We start from the raw sequence: 17,238 nt of genomic DNA on the forward strand, positions 1-17,238 counted from the left end.
GTCAGCTCCCCGATCCGTGGTGGTGCGGGTACCGGCCCGGCCCGTTGGGGTTGTTCGGATCATTCGGGTCGTTCGGGTCGTAGTAGGGCTCGGCCTGCGGCTGCCCCGGTACCCACGGCTGCTGCTCGGCCTGCTGGTAGGGGTCGTAGGCGTACTGCTGGTCCTGCTGCTGGTAGGCGTCGTAGCCCGGCTGGCCGCCCTGCGGGTAGGCCTGCGGCTGGTAGCCGTCCTGGCCGTACCCCTGGCCCTGGCCCTGGCCCTGGCCGCCGTACGGGGCGGCCGCGGGCTGCTGGGCGGTGTAGGGGTCGTAGCTGTACGGGTCGGCCTGCTGGTACGTCTGGTACGGGTCGGCGTACGGCTCGGCGTCCTGGACGGCGGCGGCCGCCTCGACCGCCTCGACCGGCGCCTCGCCGGTGGCCTGGTGCGGGATCGCACCCGGCCGGCCCTCGTACACCCCGCCGTCGTCGGGGCCGCCGTCGCCGCCCTCGCCGCGTTCGGCCATCCGGCGGGCCCGGCGGCTGCCGGGGGCGGGCGCCTGCGCCTGGGCCGCGGCGGCCAGCGCGGCGGCGGCCACCACCTCCTCGGGCAGGTCGTCGTCCTTGTGGCTGCGGCGGCCGGGCAGGGCCAGCACCAGGACGGTCAGGCCGAGCAGCAGCTGGGCCCAGATCCAGCCGGTGTGCAGCAGGCTGCCCTCACGGGTGACGACCAGCTTGCCGCCGGCGGCCGGGAGCTTGAAGCCCTGCGCCCAGCCGTCGACGGTGGTGGACTCCAGCGCGGTGCCGTCCAGGGTGGCCTTCCACCCGGGGACGGCCGCCTCGGCGAGGCGCAGCACCCGGCCCTCGGGGCCGGCCGGGACGGTGGTGTCGAGGTCGCGCTCGCCGGAGGGGACCACGACCGGGCCGGTGCCCGGGGCGGTGATCACGGCGCGGGTCGCGGGGGTGCCGCTGACCTGCCAGAGCGCGGCGGCGCCGTCCTGGTTGACCTTGACCAGGCCGGGGGTGGTGTCCAGGACGTCCTTGAAGGTGGCGATCACCGGCTGGTCCACCAGCACGTAGGCGATGCCGTAGCCGGCCAGCGCACCGGCCTGGTCGGCGCCGGAGCCGGCCAGCAGGCTGCCGACCATCTTGTCGAGGCCGCTCCCGGTGCCGGTGGCCGGGTCCACGGTGGACTCGGCCTGGCCCAGGGTCAGGCCTGCCCCGCGCACCAGGGCGTAGCGGACGGAGCCGCCCTTCGGGTCGCCGGTGACGAGCAGGGTGCGGGAGCGGTCGGTGGTGCCGGCCTCCTCCGCGATGAAGGCGGGCACCTGGGCGGACTGGGCGCGGTGCAGCGGTCCGGCGGCGCCGGTGACGGCCCACCAGATGCCGGTGCCCAGCGGGGCGAGCACGGCGGCGGCCACCACCAGCGCGGCGACCGGCTGGCGCCAGCCGAAGGCGATGCCGGCCACCCGGGCGTTGGCGCCGTCGGCGCCGATGGCCGCGGCGGCCAGCAGGGCGATGCCGGCGAGCAGGGTGGCCGGGCCTGCCCAGGCGGGCACGGCCGGGCCGCCGGAGGCGGGGGTGACGGAGGTACCGGCCACCACGACCGCGAAGACCATCCCGGCGCCGGCGGCGCCCCAGGCGGCGAGGACGGCGCGGCGGCGGTCGGCGCGCAGCAGGGCGGCCAGCGCGGCGAGCACCACGCCCGCCGACAGCCAGACCGGCGGCACCCCGGCGCCGCCGGGGTTGACCAGCACCAGGCCGAGCGCGTCGGCGCCGCTGCCGTGCAGTCCGGGCAGGCCGGCCTCCAGCAGCAGCCGCTGGGGGTGCGAGAGCACCTGCAGCGACCAGGGCGCGAGCACCAGGACCGGCACCCCGAGGATCAGCAGGACGCGCAGACCGAGCAGGCGCAGCGCGTCGAGGCCGGAGCCGAACGCCCCGCCGCGGACCACCGCGATGGCCAGCATGGCCAGGCAGAGCGGCACGGCCAGCGCCCAGACCAGCGGGACGAACGCGGTGGCCAGGGTGAGCAGCAGGACGGTCATCCAGGCGGGGCGCCAGCCGGGCCGGGCGCCCTTGGCGGCGGTCTCGGCGCGGATGCCGAGACCGGCGGCGATCGCGGCGGCGCGGGCCAGCGGCGGCAGCAGGACGGCGAGGACGGCGGTGCCGATCCGGCCCTGGGCGAGCGCGCCGGTGGCGGCGGGCAGCAGGGCGTAGGTGGCACTGGCCCAGGCCCGGACCAGCTTGGAGTCGAGCAGCGGCCGGGAGACCAGGTAGGCGCTGACGGCGGCGAGCGGCACCGAGAGGACGACCAGCAGGGTGACCGCGAGGTCGGCGTGGTCGAACAGGATCCAGGAGAGCACCGCCAGCACCCCGAGGTACGGGGGTGCGGCGGCGGTGGATCCGGTGCCGACGGGGTGCCAGGCGCCGGCGTACATGTCCCAGAGACCGGAGGCGCCGTCGGTGGCGGGCAGCAGGGCACCGCCGAACAGGGCACCGCCGCCGAGCAGGCCGCGGCAGGCGATCAGGGCGAACACCAGCAGGGCGGCGAACAGGACCGGCGCCGGGCGCCGGGCCAGCTTCTTGATCAGCGTGAACTGCTCGACGACCAGGTCCTCGGACTCCTCGTCGCCCGGTCCGGCCTCGACCGAGCCGTGCCGGCCGGCCCCGGCGTCGTCGCCGCCGCCGATGCCGAGCGCGCCGACCACGCCCTCGACGGCGAGCCGGGCGGTGGCCCCGGGCGCCGGGAAGAGCGTCCGGTCGTCCAGGGCGTCGGCGGCCCGGGTGCGGGCGCGCCGTTTGCGGGCGGCCAGCAGCCGGGGCAGCCGGATCAGCTCGTGGCCGAGACCGGCGAGTTCGTCGAAGGCCTGCTTCGGGTCCTTGCCGAGCAGGTTGGCGACGACCCGCAGCAGGGTGCCGAGCACCAGCCGCAGCAGGACGTAGGGGAAGAGCAGGCCCCTGGTGTTGGAGAGCAGGGTGAAGACGGCGCCGGCCTTGTCCAGCCGGTGCGGGTGGGAGGGGCCGCAGTCGATGGCGCGGCGCTCGCGGCTGGCGGCCTCGGCGTGCCGCAGCACGGCGTCGGGGGCGACCACCACGCGGTGGCCGGCGGCGTTGACCCGCCAGCAGAAGTCGGTGTCGTCGCGCATCAGCGGCAGGGCCCGGTCGAAGCCGCCGAGCTCCTCGAAGACGTCGCGCCTGACCAGCATGCCCGCGGTGGAGACGGCGAGCACCGGGCGGACCTGGTCGTGCTGGCCCTGGTCCTGCTCGCGGCGGTCGAGCCCGGTCCAGCGGCGGCCGGAGCGGGCGATGGTGACGCCGACCTCCAGCAGCTGGCGGCGGTCGTACCAGCTGCGCAGCTTGGGGCCGACGACGGCGGCGCTGGGGGTGGAGTCGGCCACCTGGAGCAGTCGGCGCAGCGCGTCGGTCTGCGGTTCGCAGTCGTCGTGCAGCAGCCAGAGCCACTCGACCGGCTGGGTCTCGCGGGGGCCGCCGCGGCCGAGGTCGTCCTCGTGGCCGAGCGGGTCGCCGAAGTCGTCCCAGCCGCCGGTGACGGGGTCGTAGCCGGAGGGGTCCAGCCGGTACGGGAGGTCGTCCGGGCGCAGCGGCGCGGCGCCCGCGACGGCCTCGCCGACGGCGGTGCCGAAGCCGGCCCGGCGGCCGAGGATCAGTGGGCCGCTCTCGGGGAGCCAGTCGCCGAGGGTGTCGGCGAGCAACTGCGGAGAGTTGTCGGTGGAGCCGGTGTCGACGGCGAGCACGCGCTGGACCTGGCGGTCCTGGCCGAGCAGGCCGGCGAGGGCCTGCGGCAGCCAGCGGGCGCCGTCGTGCGAGACGATCACGGCGGTGACCAGGTGACGCGGATAGGCGGGCGGCCTGGCAGCGGTGAAGCCGCTCTGGTGGCTGTAGACGGTCATCGCGTGCGCGGGCCCCAGTTCTCGGTGGACACAGCCGGTGAACGGCAACCGGATGGCGCACCACACTAACGGCTCTCGATGGCCTCGTTGTTCGCGGTGTCCGTGCAGAGGCGGTACGCCCGGTCCGGCGGGGATGTCCGGAACGCGAAAGCGCCCCACCAGCACGGTGAGGCGCTCGTCCTGCTGTGCGGTTGTCGAAGAGTCAGAGAGGGTCAGGGGCCGACCCGGTCAGACCGCGCTCTTCTTGAGCCGACGGCGCTCGCGCTCGGAGAGGCCGCCCCAGATGCCGAACCGCTCGTCGTTGGCGAGGGCGTACTCCAGGCACTCGGAGCGGACCTCACAGGCGAGGCAGACCTTCTTGGCCTCGCGGGTGGAGCCGCCCTTCTCGGGGAAGAAGGACTCCGGGTCGGTCTGGGCGCACAACGCGCGCTCCTGCCAACCGAGTTCCTCTTCGTCCTCCTCGATGCCGTCACCGATCAACAGCTCAAAGAGCTCGCTCATGTGGCGCGCCTCCTCTGCCCCTATTGGCGTCCCCGTGGTTGCCGTTGCCTCGTGCGGCGGACGACACGAGTGAAATTACAGTTGCGTCACTCTGGCTCAGTCAAGCCGAGCTCTGGTATTGGGGCCAGGATTCACTCCCCGGCACCAAGCCATTACGAATAGTGTACATATCTGGACACATCGGACTTACCGCCCGAACGCCTCGGATACCGAGGAACCATCCGCAACCATCCGCCGAGTGACACACGGTCATCGCCACAGGTCGGTCATCGGGCTGCCTTCCCGGCGATCTTCCCATCGAAACATAGAGGGTGATTTATCACCCCATCCGGTGGTTCGTGACTGATCTCGCCCGAATGTCCTAGCTCCCGAGTTGACACCGCCCCTAGGGATGCGGTCTCCTTTGTCCCATGTCAGAGTTCGCCAGCCCCCGGAGCGGTTCCGCGCTCCGCCCTGCCGTGAACTCCTGTTGTCGCCTCTGTTCCTGCTGTATCTAGGCGCCCGCAGTCCCACCGCGCGCCGCCCAGGAAGCACAGAGGCCGCCCGCGATTCCCACCCCAGGACATCCCGGATCCGGCTGATCCCCTGACGAACCAGCCGTATACGAGGACGACTCCCGTGCGTATGACCCGCATCCGCAAGCGGAACCGCGACCGCAACAAGCTCGCCCGCCGAGGCCTCGCGCCGACCACCCCGGCCCCCGCGCCCGGCGCCCGCCCCGCCCGCCGCTGGGCCGACGGCCTCAGCGACGTCTCCATCGCCGGCGACCCGCTCGCCTTCCCGCACCTGGCCCGCACCGATCTGCCCGGCCACCCCACCACCGTCGCCGGCTACGCCCAGCTGGCCCGCGAGATCGCCGCCGACCGCGCCCGCTGGGAGCCGCTGGTCCGCTACGACGCGCTCACCCGCTGGTACGCCCGGCTGGAGACCGGCCCCGGCTACGAGGTCTGGCTGCTCAGCTGGCTGCCCGGCCAGAGCAGCGGCTTCCACGACCACGGCGAGTCCTCCGGCGTGATGACCGTCGTCCAGGGCGAGCTGGTCGAGCGCTCGCTGACGCACGCCGGCGAGGGCGCGCGGACCCTGCGCCCCGGCGGGCAGCGGGTGTTCTCCTCCGGCTACCTGCACGAGGTGGTCAACGGCTCGCTGGAGCCCGCGGTCTCCATCCACGTCTACACGCCGGGCCTCACCGCGATGAACCAGTACGCGGCCACCGCCGTCCCCGAGCAGCAGGCCGAGCCGCGCACCCAGGCGGGCGCCGACGCCCACTGACGCCACGCCGTCGACCCGGCCGACGGACCGGGCTGACGGGCAGTCGGACCGTGGCAGGATGGGCGCATGCGCATCGTGGCACTGGCAGGCGGAATCGGCGGAGCGCGCTTCCTGCGCGGACTCCGGGAGGTCGTCGGCCCGCAGGACGAGATCACCGTCATCGGCAACACGGGCGACGACATCCACCTCTTCGGCCTCAAGGTCTGCCCCGACCTCGACACCGTGATGTACACCCTCGGTGGCGGCATCCACGAGGAACAGGGCTGGGGCCGGGCCGACGAGACCTGGTCGATCAAGGCCGAGATGAAGGAGTACGGCGTCGGCCCCGAGTGGTTCGGGCTCGGCGACCGCGACTTCGCCACCCACCTCGTCCGCAGCCAGATGCTCACCGCCGGGTACACCCTGAGCCAGGTCACCGAGGCGCTCTGCGTGCGCTGGAAGCCGGGCGTGCGGCTGCTCCCGATGAGCGACGACCGGGTCGAGACGCATGTGCGGATCACCGACCAGGACGGCACCCGGGCGATCCACTTCCAGGAGTACTGGGTCCGGCTGCACGCCGCGGTGGCCGCCGAGGCGATCATCCCGGTCGGCGCGGACACCGCCAAGCCCGCGCCCGGGGTGCTGGAGGCGATCGCCGCCGCCGACGTGATCCTCTTCCCGCCGTCCAACCCGGTCGTCTCGATCGGCACCATCCTCGCCGTGCCCGGCATCCGGGCCGCCGTGGCCGCCGCCGCCGCGCCCGTGGTCGGGCTCTCCCCGATCATCGGCGGTGCGCCGGTGCGCGGCATGGCCGACAAGGTGCTGGCCGCCGTCGGCGTCGAGGCCACCGCCGAGGCGGTGGCGCTCGACTACGGCTCCGCGCTCCTGGACGGCTGGCTGGTGGACACCGCGGACGAGGCCTCGGTCGCCGCGGTCGAGGCCGGCGGCATCGCCTGCCGGGCCGTCCCGCTGCTGATGACCGACCTCGCGGCCACCGGTGAGATGGCCCGGGCCGCGCTGGCGCTCGCCGAGCAGGTCCGCGCGTGAGCCTGCGGATCCTGCCCGTCACCGGTCTGCCCGAGGTCGAGGCCGGCGCCGACCTCGCCGCGCTGATCGCCAAGGCCGACAGCTACGAGGACGGCGACATCCTGCTCGTCACCTCGAAGATCGTCAGCAAGGCCGAGGGCCGGCTGCTGCACGCCGCCGACCGCGAGGCCGCGATCGACGCCGAGACCGTCCGGGTGGTCGCCCGGCGCGGCCCGGTCCGGATCGTCGAGAACCGCAACGGCCTGGTGATGGCCGCCGCCGGGGTGGACGCCTCCAACACCGCCCCCGGCACCGTGCTGCTGCTGCCCGAGGACCCGGACGCCTCCGCCCGCGCGCTGCGCGCCCGCCTCCAGCACCTCACCGGGCGAAGGCTCGCCGTCGTCGTCACCGACACCTTCGGCCGGCCCTGGCGCGACGGTCTCACCGACGTCGCCATCGGCGCCGCCGGGCTGTCCGTCCTGGAGGACCACCGGGGCCGGACCGACAGCCACGGCAACGAACTGGCCACGACCGTCACCGCCACCGCCGACGAACTCGCCGCCGCCGCCGACCTGGTGAAGGGCAAGGCCACCGGCGTCCCGGTCGCCGTCGTCCGGGGCCTGGCCCGGCTGGTCACCGCCGAGGACGGCGAGGGCACCCGGCCGCTGGTCCGCCCGGCCGCCGACGACATGTTCCGGCTCGGCACCTCCGAGGCGCTGCGGCAGGCCGTCACCCTGCGGCGGACCATCCGCTCCTTCACCGCCGAGCCGGTCGACGGGGCCGCCGTCCGCCGCGCGGTCGCCGCCGCCGTCACCGCGCCGGCCCCGCACCACACCACCCCCTGGCGGTTCGTCCTGCTGGAGTCCGCCGTGGCCAGGACCGGGCTGCTGGACGCGATGCTCGCCGCCTGGCGGCGGGACCTGCGCGAGCTCGACGGCTGGGACGACGCGAAGATCGCCCGCCGCACCGCCCGCGGCGACGTCCTGCGCGACGCGCCCTACCTGGTGGTCCCCTGCCTGGTGATGGACGGCTCCCACGACTACCCCGACGAGCGCCGTGCCACCGCCGAACGTGAGATGTTCACCGTCGCCATCGGCGCCGCCGTGCAGAACCTCCTGGTCACCCTGGCCGGCGAGGGCTACGGCTCCGCCTGGGTCTCCTCCACGATGTTCTGCCGCGACACCGTCCGCGCCGCCCTGGACCTCCCGGCCGGCTGGGACCCGATGGGCGCCATCGCCGTCGGCCGCCCCGCCGAACCCCCGCGCGACCGCCCCGCCCGGCCCGCCGACGCCTTCATCGAGGTGCGGTAGGGCTCAGAGCCGGCGGTACACATCACGACGGTTGCCCACGTGCACGACGAGAATCACCAGCACCTCGCCGTCGATCTCGTAGATCACGCGGTAGTCGCCGGCTCTCAGCCGGTAGAGACCGTCGTGGCCACTCAGCTTCTTGACGTCAGGACCGTCGGTGCAGGGGTCGTCTCCCAGCGCGGTGAGCGCGGTGAGGATCCGCAGCACCTCGACCTGGCCGATCGTGCGCAACTGGCGCTGGGCATGCGTGGTGAAGCGGAACGCGTACTTCACACGGCGCTCCCGGCGGAGCCCGGGGGCGAGTCGAACAGGTCCGCCAGCAGCTCGCCCATGCTCACCGTCGGATCGCCCCGGTGCTGCTCGGCCTCGCGGGCGGCGAGTTCGTCCGCGGCCTCCTCTACGGCGTCGAGGATCTCGATGGGTACCACCGCCCCGACGCGTTCGCCCTTGCGCGTGATCACGGTGATCTCGCCGGCCTCGGCCCTGGTGACGACCTCGGCGAGGTGGGCCCGGGCTTCACGGATGCTCAGTGCGTCAGCCATGCATCGAGCGTACACCCGCAGGTGTACACCAGAGGTTCCGTCGCCTATCGCCCCCGGTGGTCGTTGGGGGTCAGGCGGGGGCCGTAGCGGGGGGCGTGGGAGGCGGTGGCGAGGAGGAGGCGGCAGAGCCGGTGGCGGTGCGGGCGGTAGGGCTCCAGCAGGGCGAGCATCTGGGCGTCGTCGCTGCGGGGGCGGCCGGCCAGGGCCCAGCCGACCAGGTTGGGGAGGTGGTAGTCGCCGACCGAGACCGCGTCCGGGTCGCCGTTGCTGCGCTGGAGCGTCTCGGCGGCCGTCCAGAGGCCGATGCCGGGGACGGCGGTGAGCCGGGCGAAGGCGGCGTCGTGGCCGAGGGCGGACGCCTCCTCCAGCCGGGGTGCCAGCCGGACGGCGCGCTGGACGGTGGCGGAGCGCTTCGGGTCCACCCCCGCGCGGTGCCACTCCCAGCTGGGGACGAGCGCCCACTCGCGGGCCGACGGCGCCACCCGCATGCCCTCGGCGGGGCCGGGCGCCGGGGTGCCGAAGTCCCGCAGCAGAGTGCGCCAGGAGCGGTACGCCTCGTCGGTGGTCACCTTCTGCTCCAGGATCGCCGGCACCAGCGACTCCAGGACCAGGCCGGTGCGCCCGAGCCGGAGCCCGGCCGCCCGCCGCCGGGCCTCCCGCAGCGGGCCGGGCGGCAGCACCAGGCCCGCCGGTTCGTCCTCCGCGCCGAGCAGCGCGGGCAGCCGCTCCAGCAGCCAGTCGGCGCCCGGCCCCCAGGCCCGCGCCTCCACCTCGCCGTCGGCCGGGCGGGCCAGCACCCGCAGCGTGCCGACCCCGGCCGGGGTGCGGGAGGCCCGCCAGATCGCGCCGTCGCCGGTGATCCGGTACGCCGGGTCGGCGGGGCCGCGCCGCAGTGGCAGCAGGGTGCGGGCCGCGTCCAGCGGGAAGCCCGGCCGCCAGCGCCGTACCGCCTCGCCCGTCACCGCCGTACGCCTCCTCCGCTGTCCCGCCCCACCGCCTTCCCCGACCATGGGGGTATGAACGATACGCGGCTGCCCGAACTGTCCCCCGGGGACCGGAGCGCGGTGCGCGCGCTCTACCACCGGGTGCTGGAGGGCTGGAACCTGCGCGACGGCCCGGCCTTCGCCGGACCGTTCGCCGAGGACGGGGAGGTGATCGGCTTCGACGGCACCCGGCACAGCGGACGGTCGGTGATCGCCGCCGAGCTGGGCCGGCTCTTCGCCGACCACGCCACCCCCGAGTACGTGGCGAGGGTGCACCGGGTACGGGCACTCGGGCCGGGGGTGGCGCAGCTGGACGCCGTCGCGGGCCTGGTCCCGGACGACGCCGAGGACCTCGACCCGGCGCTCAACGCCCTGCAGACGGTGATCGCGGTCAACGCGGGCGCCGGCTGGCGGATCGCGCTGCTGCAGAACACCCCGGCCCGCTACGACCTGCGACCGGACCTCGCCCGGGAGCTGACCGCCGAGCTGCGCACCCTGGTCGGGCGCGGCCCGGGGCCGGGTTAGCCCGCAGCCGGAGCAGGAACAGGAGCTGCGTCCGGAGCTGGAGCAGGAACCGGGGCCGAGTCCGGAGCAGGAGCCGGGCCCGAATCCGGAGCCGGGACTGGGTCCGGGGCGCCGTCGGTGTGCTGGAGACGGGCGGCCGCGGCACGGATACCGGGGAGGCGCTCGTAGAGGACCGAACCGGGGCACTCGGTGTTGAAGCCGTCCCGGTGGCCGGAGACGGCGTCGAAGTCGGCCTTGCTGCCCTTGGGGTAGCGGCTGGCGGAGGACGCGGAGACCAGCTGGACGCGGCCGGCCGCGTCCTGGCCGGTGAGGCCGAGCTTCCAGGCGGCCGTCCGGGCGATCCCGTCCAGCAGGGGTTCCGGCGGGACGTCGGTGGTGAACGTGCCGATCGCCGCGACGCCCGCCGAGTCGGTGTTGAAGCCGAGGGTGTGCGCGCCCCGCACGGGCAGGCCGACGCCGCCCGCCCGGCCCTCGTAGACGGTGCCGCAGCGGTCCACCAGGAAGTTGTAGCCGATGTCCCGCCAGCCGTTGCTCTGTACGTGGTACTGGTACAGCGCCCTGATCACCCGGGGCGCGTCGGCGCAGTCGTACTCGGTGGCGGTGGCGGTGTGGTGGACGAAGACCGCCCGGACCGGGCCGGTGTAGACGAAGCCCTCTTCCCGCAGCGACTCGTCGGCGCCCCAGCCGGCCCGGGTGACGACGGTGGGGCGGGGGGCCTGGTGCCCGTCCGCCGGGCTCCCGGGCAGCACCTGGGCGGTGGCCGCGTCCGCGCCCTGCCCGGGGTCGACCAGTTCGACCCGCAGTCCGGGCGGCGGCCCGGCGGGGCCCGGGACGACCTCGACCGCGACACCGTCGCTCGGCCCGGTCCAGAGCGGCGCCGTCGCACCGTGCGGCGGCCCGTCGGGGCCGTCGGCGCCGTCCGTGTCCAGGTCGTGCCAGCCGCTCCAGGCGCCGGTGGCGGCGGACCGGACGCGCACCCGGACCGAGCCGTCCGCGAGCGCCGCCGCGGGGCCGTCCCAGCCGACCCCGAGCAGCTCGAACGGCCGGGTGGCGCGCGCCGCGAGGCCGCGTCCGGCGGGCCCGGCACGCCCGGTGGCCCCGGTGGATATCGCGGTCAGCGGGAGCGAGGTGACCGAGCCGCCGCCGGCCGGGGTCCGTGGCCGCGGGGCCGGTTCGGCGGCGGCGGTGACGGGCTGGAGGAGCAGGACGGCGGTGCAGCCGGCGAGAGCGGCGGCCGGAAGATGAAGGGTCATAGAAGGGATGTTCACCGCAAACAGACAGTGTCGCCACGTCACTCCCACCCGGCCCGCCTCCCCTCCCGGTGGCCCACCCGAAGGCCGTAGGCTGGGGCGCACCATGACTGCGCATTTCGCTGCCGATGCCCGAACCCCCGTCGAGCTGCTGCACGCATACCTGCGAGGTGGCACTCCCTCAGTCGACCCCGCCGCCCCGCTGGTCACCTTCTACGACGACGCGACCGGCGAACGGGTCGAGCTCTCCGCCCGGACCTTCGACAACTGGGTGGCCAAGACGGCCAACCTGCTCCAGGACGAGCTGAACGCCGGCCCGGGCGACCGCGCCGCCCTCCTCCTGCCCGCCCACTGGCAGAGCGCCGTCTGGCTGCTGGCCTGCTGGTCGGTGGGGGTGGCGGCCGTCCCGGGCGGCGAGCCCGGCACCGCCGACCTGGTGGTCAGCGGCCCGGACGGCCTGGCCGCCGCCCACGCCTGCGAGGGGGAGCGGGTGGCCCTCGCCCTGCGCCCGCTCGGCGGACGCTTCCCCCAGCGCCCGGACGGCTTCCTCGACTACGCCGCCGAGGTGCCCGGCCAGGGTGACCGCTTCGCGCCGTACTCCCCCGTCACCCCGGACGCGCCCGCGCTGGAGACCGAGGTCGACGGGCTGCCGCTGAAGCTGACCGGCGAGCAGACCGTCGCGCTGGCCCGCGAGGGCGCCGTCCGGCTCGACCTGGGGCCCGGCGACCGGGTGCTGTCCACGCTCTCGTACGACGACTGGACGGGCCTGGAGGCCGGGCTGCTCGCGCCGCTGGCGGCCGGCGCCTCGGTGGTGCTCTGCCGCAACTCGCAGGACCTGACCGCCGAGCAGTGGGAGAAGCGGGCGGAGTCCGAACGGGTGACACTGCGCCTCGGGTAACCCCCGGGTCCGGCCCGGCGGGTAGGGATCCCTGCCATGGCCGAGGACGACACCGAGCACCCCCCGACCGAGCGCCCCCCGCCCGGGGCCTCCCCGACCCCGGGCCTCCCCGACCCGGACGCCCCGAAGCCGGACGTCCCCCGGCCGGGCTCCCCGACCGCACCCGGACGAGGGCGCCGGCGGTGGCTGATGATCACCGCCGGCGCCTTCGCCTTCCTGCTGGTCGCCTCCGGCGCGCTGCTCTGGATCGCCTACCGCAAGCTCGACGGCAACATCGGCACCGACACCGCCACCGACCGGCTGCTGGCCCAGCTGGAGGCCGAGCGGCCCAGCCGGACCGCCGGGGCCAGGGGTGCCGAGAACATCCTGCTGATCGGCAGCGACGACCGGACGGGCGCGAACGCCTCGTACGGCGAGGCCGGCGGCCGGCGCTCGGACACCACGATCCTGCTGCACCTGGCGGCGGACCGGAAGCACGCGACGGCGGTCTCCATCCCGCGCGACGTCATGGTCACCGTCCCGGCCTGCGAGAAGCCGGACGGCACCCGGAACAAACCCGGGCTGATGCAGTTCAACTGGGCGTTCGAGATCGGCGGCGCGGCCTGCTCGATCCGCACCGTCGAGCAGCTGAGCGGCATCCGGATCGACCACCATGTGATCCTCGACTTCACCGGCTTCAAGTCGATGGTGAACGCCGTGGGCGGGGTCGAGGTGTGCGTCCCCCAGCCGATCCACGACAAGGACGCCAGGCTGGACCTGCCGGCCGGGCGGCTGACCCTGAACGGCGAGCAGGCGCTCGGCTACGTCCGGGCCCGGGAGACCCTCGGCGACGGCAGCGACACCCAGCGAATGGGGCGTCAGCAGCAGTTCCTGGCGTCGCTGATCCGCAAGGCGCAGTCGCAGGGCGTGCTGCTGAACCCGGCCAGGCTCTGGCCGGTGCTGGACGCCGCGACCTCCTCGGTGAAGGCCGACGGGGGCCTCTCCTCGCTGGGCGCGCTCTACGACCTCACCCAGGACCTGCGCGACATCCCCTCGGCGAACGTGGTGTTCCTGACCGCGCCGCGCCGCCCGTACCGCTTCGACTCGGACCGGGACGAGTTCGTGCAGCCGCAGACCACCCAGCTGTTCACCACGCTGCGCGACGACCGTCCGGTCGTCGTCCGCCCGCCGGGCTCCGTCACCGCCCGGGGCACCGGACCCGCCACCGGACCGGGCGCCGGGGCGACCGCGTCCGCCGCAGCCGGCTCGGACGGGACCGCCCAGACTGCCGAGGCGTCAGCCGACCCGTCCGCCTCGCCCACGTTCGAGGGACGCACCGCCGATGTGGACGCCTGCGCGGCGCACTGACCCGCCCGGCACCGGGCACTGATCGCAGGTCAGGGTCACTCTTTTGTGTGCGGATCATTCCTTCGAAGGCTTTCGAGGGAAATTCCCGGACCCTGATTTACCTGGTGAATTGACGCCCGGGAACATGGCGGAGATCACATCAGGAACAATTCCCCCACGCGACTCGTCTAGTGTGTCCGGGTCGGCGCGCGGCATCCGCGCACCGGCCCGTGGACCGGTCGGAGGGAGGGAAGCCCCGTGCAGCAGGACCAACAGGAGGTCGACCCCGCCGACCAGTGGGTGCTCGATCCGGAGACCGGGCAGTACCGGCTCGACCCCGCCGCCGCCATCCCGCCGCAGCGCCGCCGGAAGCCCGCCCCGGAGCCGTCGGCGGCCGCCGCACCCCCGCCGGGCCGTCGCGACGGCGGCGGCCGGGCCGCCCACCGCAGGGCCGGCGCCGCCAAACGGAGCCGTCGGCGGCGGGTGCTGAAGTGGACGGCCGGGATCGGCGCGATGGTCCTGGCGGCCGGCTGCGGCGGCGCGTACTACGTGTACCAGCACCTCAACAGCAACATCACCGCCGTCAAGGTGCAGCTGGGCAGCGAGGAGGAGCGGCCCAAGGCGGCCGGCGACGCGCTGAACATCCTGGTGCTCGGCACCGACAGCCGGGAGGGCCTCGGCCGCGAGTACGGCGACGAGGGCAGCGCCGGACACGCCGACACCACCCTGCTGTTCCATGTCGCCAAGGACCGCAGCAATGCGACCGTGATCAGCATTCCGCGCGATCTGATGGTGCCGATCCCGGAATGCCAGAGCGGTGACGGCAAGAAAATCCCGGGCTCGACGCGCGCGATGTTCAACACCAGTCTCGGTCAGGACGGCCGTGACCCGGGGTGCAGCTGGAAGACCGTCGAGAAGGTGACGGGCATTCGGGTCGACCACTTCGTGATGGTCAACTTCGAAGCCGTGAAGACGCTCTCCACCGCCGTCGGCGGGGTCGAGGTGTGCGCGGCCAAGGACATCAACGACCCCGACTCGCACCTGAAGATGAGCAAGGGCCGGCACGTGGTGCAGGGCGACGAGGCGCTGGCCTTCGTCCGCACCCGGCACGCCGTCGGCCTGGGCGGGGACCTCACCCGGATCCCGCTCCAGCAGCAGTTCATCAGCTCGATGATCCGCGCCATCAAGAGCGGCGACACCCTGACCAACCCGGCCAAGCTGTGGAAGCTCGCCGACGCCGCCACCAAGGCGCTCACCGTGGACTCCGGGATCGGCAGCGTCGACAAGCTGAAGGACCTGGCGCTGGACGTCAGCAAGGTGGACACCAAGAACATCACCTTCGCCACCGTGCCGGTGCTGGACGACCCCAAGGACAAGGACCGGCTGGTGCTCAAGCAGCCGGACGCCGGGCAGCTGTTCTCGATGATCGCGAACGACCGCTCGCTGACCGAGACGGCCACCCCGGCCGCCCCCGCCACGCCCGGGGCCGGCGCCCCGACCGCCCCCGCCCCCGGGCCGACGGCCACCACCCCGGCCGTGGACACCAAGGGCCTCCGGGTGACGGTGCGCAACGGCAGCGGGACGCCCGGGCAGGCCCAGCAGGCCGTCGACAAGCTCCAGGCGAAGGGCTTCACCAGGGCCGCCACCGGCGCCAACATGCCTGCCACACCGGCCAGTTCGGTGTCCTACCCGGCCGGCCGGTCGACCGAGGCGGCCGCGCTGGCCGCCGCCCTCGGCCTGCCCGCCGACGCGGTCAGGGAGGACCCGAAGGCCGGCACCAGGGACGCTCTGGTGCTGGCCCTCGGCAAGGACGTGCTGGCGGCTCCCGCGAACCCGGCCGCCGTGCCGACCGAGGCACCCAAGGACCTTCAGCGCGTCCAGGCCGACGACACCGACGCCTGCGCCAAGTAGGCCGCTCGGGCCTCGGCGAGGAGGCCGCCCGTCTCCCGGCACTCCTCGCCGGTGCGCGGGCAGCGCCAGCGGCCGGGGCCGTCGGGCTCCAGCGGCTCGCCGGCCCGGCCGACCCACTTGATCCGGCGGGCCGGTACACCGGCGACCAGGGCGAAGTCCGGGACGTCCCGGTGGACCACGCCGCCCGCCGCCACCAGCGCCCGGCGGCCGGCCGTCACCCCGGTGACCAGGACGGCGCGGCCGCCGGCCGAGCAGCCCTCGCGGAGCGTCACACCCTGGGCGTGCCAGTCGTCCCCGCGCTTCAGCCGGCCGTCCTCGACCACCGACCGGGGGTGGAGGTCGTTGGTGAGCACGGCCGCCGGGCCGATGAACACCCCGTCCTCGGCCATCGCGGGTTCGTGGACCAGCGCGTGGTTCTGGAGTTCGACCCGGTCCCCGATCCGCACGCCGGGGCCGACGTGGGCGCCGCGTCCGATGACGCGGTCGGCGCCGATCACCGCGTCCTCGCGCACCTGGGCGAGGTGCCAGACCGTCGTCCCGGCGCCGAGCACCGCCCGTCCGTCCACGTCCGCGCTCGGCTCGACACGGGCACCGACGACGGACCCGCCCTCAACTGTCCCCATGGCGACCGACGGTAGCGCCGGGCGGCGGGTCAGGAGGGCGGGTCGGTGGGGTCGGCCGGACTGCGGCCGGCCGGGCTGCGCCGGGTCAGCGGCCCTCGGTCACCACGTCCGTGGCGGACGGGGCGCGGCTGCCGATCACCCGGCGGGCCAGCGAGCTCGGCGAGGTGAGGAAGCCGAAGCCCCAGCTGAGGTGCATGGTCGCGAAGGCCACCGGCAGCATCGCCTTCGCCTTCGGCGCCAGCCCGCGGCCCTCGACCAGCGCGCCGCCGACGATGCCGAGCAGGTAGGCGCCGGGCACCGCGAGGAAGACCGGGTGGACGGCGGCACCGAGCACCAGCCCGAGCGTCACGCCGACGAAGGCGGCCGGCGGGGCGAGGTAGCGGAGGTTGACCGAGCCCTTGTGGTAGCGGGTGACCACCCGGCGCCAGCGGCCGTAGTCCTTGTACTGCTTCGCCAGCGCCCGCACGCTCGGCCGGGGCCGGTAGGTGACCCGCAGCTGCGGGGTGAACCAGACCAGCCCGCCGTCCTGGCGGATGCGGTAGTTGAGCTCCCAGTCCTGGGCGCGGACGAACTCCTCGTTGTAGCCGCCCAGCTTCTCCAGCACCTCGCGCCGGAACACCCCGAGGTAGACGGTGTCCGCCGGGCCGGCCAGGCCTCCGGTGTGGAAGGCGGCGTTGCCGACGCCTATCTTCGAGGTCATCGCGGCGGCGACCGCGTTCTCCCACTCGGTCTCGCCCTCGGCGTGCATGATGCCGCCGACGTTGGCGGCCTCCATCTCGCCGAGCAGCCGGACCGCGGTGGTGATGTACCCCGGGGTGAGCAGGCCGTGCCCGTCGACGCGGACCACGATCGGATGGCTGGAGCCGCGGATCGCGGCGTTCAGCCCGGCGGGGGTGCGGCCGGTGGGGTTCTCCACCGTCCTGACCCTCGGGTCCTCGGCGGTCAGCTCGGCGGCGATCTGCGCGGTGCGGTCGGAGGACGGACCGAGGGCGATCACCACCTCCATCGGCCCGGCGTAGTCCTGTTCCAGGATGTGCCGGACGGCCGTGCGCAGGTGTCGTTCCTCGTTGAGCACCGGCATGATCACGGAGACCGCCGGCAGCTCCTCAGCAGCCTTGGTGTTCATCGGGGCCAACCGTACCGGTGCGGGCGGGTCGCCGTCTTGTCCCGGTCTGGGCGGCTCCTCGTACCCCTCGCTGAAGGAACGTT

General features: G+C 74.6%; 15 protein-coding genes. 7 read left to right on the top strand and 8 right to left on the bottom strand.

Going from position 1 to position 17,238, the window contains the following annotated elements; genetic code table 11:
- Position 1: 1 nt before the first annotated feature.
- Together ACIQIB_RS00070 and ACIQIB_RS00075 are read right to left on the bottom strand one after the other, a co-directional pair.
- Positions 2 to 3,886: a glycosyltransferase gene (locus tag ACIQIB_RS00070; RefSeq protein WP_400756037.1), complete on the bottom strand. Its 3,885-nt coding sequence runs from the start codon at positions 3,884 to 3,886 to the stop codon at positions 2 to 4.
- Between the two features lie 228 nt (positions 3,887 to 4,114).
- Positions 4,115 to 4,387 (bottom strand): WhiB family transcriptional regulator, encoded by a 273-nt coding sequence (locus ACIQIB_RS00075; RefSeq protein WP_238862849.1) that lies wholly within the window; start codon positions 4,385 to 4,387, stop codon positions 4,115 to 4,117.
- A 618-nt stretch (positions 4,388 to 5,005) separates the two neighbouring features.
- Here ACIQIB_RS00075 and ACIQIB_RS00080 point away from each other — a divergent pair.
- The 3 genes from ACIQIB_RS00080 to ACIQIB_RS00090 all read left to right on the top strand — a co-directional run bounded on the left by ACIQIB_RS00080 (position 5,006) and on the right by ACIQIB_RS00090 (position 7,971).
- Positions 5,006 to 5,656 carry a cysteine dioxygenase family protein gene (locus tag ACIQIB_RS00080; protein WP_363613121.1) on the top strand — a complete coding sequence of 217 codons (651 nt, stop codon included), beginning with the start codon at positions 5,006 to 5,008 and terminating at the stop codon, positions 5,654 to 5,656.
- A gap of 66 nt (positions 5,657 to 5,722) precedes the next feature.
- Positions 5,723 to 6,682, top strand: a complete 960-nt coding sequence (cofD, locus tag ACIQIB_RS00085; protein ID WP_363613123.1) for a 2-phospho-L-lactate transferase — start codon at positions 5,723 to 5,725, stop codon at positions 6,680 to 6,682.
- A complete protein-coding gene (locus ACIQIB_RS00090) occupies positions 6,679 to 7,971 on the top strand; it encodes a coenzyme F420-0:L-glutamate ligase (RefSeq protein WP_400653294.1) in 1,293 nt (430 codons plus the stop codon). Before cofD ends, ACIQIB_RS00090 begins: the two co-directional genes overlap by 4 nt.
- Before the next feature lie 3 nt (positions 7,972 to 7,974).
- On the opposite strand, the gene ACIQIB_RS00095 is transcribed toward ACIQIB_RS00090, so the two are convergent.
- From ACIQIB_RS00095 to ACIQIB_RS00105, 3 genes are read right to left on the bottom strand one after another with little or no spacing between them, the layout of a single operon-like run.
- On the bottom strand, positions 7,975 to 8,244 hold the full coding sequence (locus tag ACIQIB_RS00095) for a type II toxin-antitoxin system RelE/ParE family toxin (protein ID WP_363613127.1): 270 nt from the start codon (positions 8,242 to 8,244) through the stop codon (positions 7,975 to 7,977).
- Complete coding sequence (locus ACIQIB_RS00100) at positions 8,241 to 8,513, bottom strand: type II toxin-antitoxin system Phd/YefM family antitoxin (protein ID WP_400756039.1); 273 nt, start codon at positions 8,511 to 8,513, stop codon at positions 8,241 to 8,243. The genes ACIQIB_RS00095 and ACIQIB_RS00100 overlap by 4 nt, the downstream gene beginning before the upstream one ends.
- A 44-nt stretch (positions 8,514 to 8,557) precedes the next feature.
- Positions 8,558 to 9,523, bottom strand: coding sequence for a DNA-3-methyladenine glycosylase family protein (locus tag ACIQIB_RS00105; protein WP_400756041.1), 966 nt, complete (start codon positions 9,521 to 9,523; stop codon positions 8,558 to 8,560).
- 6 nt (positions 9,524 to 9,529) lie between these two features.
- Here ACIQIB_RS00105 and ACIQIB_RS00110 point away from each other — a divergent pair, with 6 nt between their 5' ends.
- Complete coding sequence (locus ACIQIB_RS00110) at positions 9,530 to 10,021, top strand: SgcJ/EcaC family oxidoreductase (protein WP_400756042.1); 492 nt, start codon at positions 9,530 to 9,532, stop codon at positions 10,019 to 10,021.
- Here ACIQIB_RS00110 and ACIQIB_RS00115 read toward each other — a convergent pair.
- Positions 10,018 to 11,274 carry a peptidoglycan recognition protein gene (locus ACIQIB_RS00115; RefSeq protein WP_400756044.1) on the bottom strand — a complete coding sequence of 419 codons (1,257 nt, stop codon included), beginning with the start codon at positions 11,272 to 11,274 and terminating at the stop codon, positions 10,018 to 10,020. The genes ACIQIB_RS00110 and ACIQIB_RS00115 overlap by 4 nt on opposite strands.
- A gap of 103 nt (positions 11,275 to 11,377) precedes the next feature.
- On the opposite strand from ACIQIB_RS00115, the gene ACIQIB_RS00120 reads away from it, so the two are divergent.
- The 3 genes from ACIQIB_RS00120 to ACIQIB_RS00130 all read left to right on the top strand — a co-directional run bounded on the left by ACIQIB_RS00120 (position 11,378) and on the right by ACIQIB_RS00130 (position 15,406).
- Positions 11,378 to 12,169 (top strand): TIGR03089 family protein, encoded by a 792-nt coding sequence (locus tag ACIQIB_RS00120; protein WP_363613137.1) that lies wholly within the window; start codon positions 11,378 to 11,380, stop codon positions 12,167 to 12,169.
- A gap of 36 nt (positions 12,170 to 12,205) precedes the next feature.
- Complete coding sequence (locus ACIQIB_RS00125; RefSeq protein WP_400756045.1) at positions 12,206 to 13,516, top strand: LCP family protein; 1,311 nt, start codon at positions 12,206 to 12,208, stop codon at positions 13,514 to 13,516.
- A gap of 237 nt (positions 13,517 to 13,753) precedes the next feature.
- On the top strand, positions 13,754 to 15,406 hold the full coding sequence (locus ACIQIB_RS00130) for an LCP family protein (RefSeq protein ID WP_400756047.1): 1,653 nt from the start codon (positions 13,754 to 13,756) through the stop codon (positions 15,404 to 15,406).
- On the opposite strand, the gene ACIQIB_RS00135 is transcribed toward ACIQIB_RS00130, so the two are convergent.
- Positions 15,364 to 16,029, bottom strand: a complete 666-nt coding sequence (locus tag ACIQIB_RS00135; protein ID WP_400756049.1) for an N-acetyltransferase — start codon at positions 16,027 to 16,029, stop codon at positions 15,364 to 15,366. The genes ACIQIB_RS00130 and ACIQIB_RS00135 overlap by 43 nt on opposite strands.
- Positions 16,030 to 16,114: 85 nt before the next feature.
- Complete coding sequence (locus tag ACIQIB_RS00140; protein ID WP_363613145.1) at positions 16,115 to 17,155, bottom strand: glycosyltransferase family 2 protein; 1,041 nt, start codon at positions 17,153 to 17,155, stop codon at positions 16,115 to 16,117.
- Positions 17,156 to 17,238 lie beyond the last annotated feature (83 nt).

It is taken from the genome of Kitasatospora sp. NPDC092286 (genome assembly GCF_044755565.1).
Lineage (GTDB): Bacteria > Actinomycetota > Actinomycetes > Streptomycetales > Streptomycetaceae > Kitasatospora.

What these genes read in the sequence shown, in the direction of transcription:
- ACIQIB_RS00070 (WP_400756037.1), bottom strand. Translation starts at nt 3,886, where the DNA reads ATGACCGTCTACAGCCACCAGAGCGGCTTCACCGCTGCCAGGCCGCCC.
- ACIQIB_RS00075 (WP_238862849.1), bottom strand. Translation starts at nt 4,387, where the DNA reads ATGAGCGAGCTCTTTGAGCTGTTGATCGGTGACGGCATCGAGGAGGAC.
- cofD (WP_363613123.1), top strand. Translation starts at nt 5,723, where the DNA reads ATGCGCATCGTGGCACTGGCAGGCGGAATCGGCGGAGCGCGCTTCCTG.
- ACIQIB_RS00100 (WP_400756039.1), bottom strand. Translation starts at nt 8,513, where the DNA reads ATGGCTGACGCACTGAGCATCCGTGAAGCCCGGGCCCACCTCGCCGAG.
- ACIQIB_RS00105 (WP_400756041.1), bottom strand. Translation starts at nt 9,523, where the DNA reads ATGGTCGGGGAAGGCGGTGGGGCGGGACAGCGGAGGAGGCGTACGGCG.
- ACIQIB_RS00110 (WP_400756042.1), top strand. Translation starts at nt 9,530, where the DNA reads ATGAACGATACGCGGCTGCCCGAACTGTCCCCCGGGGACCGGAGCGCG.
- ACIQIB_RS00115 (WP_400756044.1), bottom strand. Translation starts at nt 11,274, where the DNA reads ATGACCCTTCATCTTCCGGCCGCCGCTCTCGCCGGCTGCACCGCCGTC.
- ACIQIB_RS00120 (WP_363613137.1), top strand. Translation starts at nt 11,378, where the DNA reads ATGACTGCGCATTTCGCTGCCGATGCCCGAACCCCCGTCGAGCTGCTG.
- ACIQIB_RS00125 (WP_400756045.1), top strand. Translation starts at nt 12,206, where the DNA reads ATGGCCGAGGACGACACCGAGCACCCCCCGACCGAGCGCCCCCCGCCC.
- ACIQIB_RS00135 (WP_400756049.1), bottom strand. Translation starts at nt 16,029, where the DNA reads ATGGGGACAGTTGAGGGCGGGTCCGTCGTCGGTGCCCGTGTCGAGCCG.
- ACIQIB_RS00140 (WP_363613145.1), bottom strand. Translation starts at nt 17,155, where the DNA reads ATGAACACCAAGGCTGCTGAGGAGCTGCCGGCGGTCTCCGTGATCATG.